1 protein-coding gene is annotated in these 250 nt (G+C 72.0%); it reads left to right on the forward strand.

Going from position 1 to position 250, the window contains the following annotated elements; translation table 11 throughout:
- Positions 1-250 (forward strand): beta-ketoacyl synthase N-terminal-like domain-containing protein (locus tag ACFHW0_RS31955; RefSeq protein WP_416613348.1); only part of this gene is annotated, 250 nt, incomplete at both ends.

Raw genomic sequence — 250 nt, forward strand, 5'->3', positions numbered from 1 at the left:
CGTGCTCGTCGTCGCTGGTGGCGCTGCACCTCGCCGTGCAGGCGTTGCGCAGTGGTGAGTGTGATCTGGCGCTGGCCGGTGGTGTGACGGTGATGGCGACGCCGGGGACGTTCATCGAGTTCTCCCGGCAGCGTGGTCTGTCGCAGGACGGCCGCTGCAAGTCGTTCGCGGCGTCGGCCGACGGCACGGGCTGGTCCGAGGGCGTGGGCGTGCTGCTGGTGCAGCGCCTCTCCGACGCCCAGCGCGAGGG

Source organism: Micromonospora sp. LOL_025 (assembly GCF_048060285.1).
Lineage (GTDB): Bacteria > Actinomycetota > Actinomycetes > Mycobacteriales > Micromonosporaceae > Micromonospora.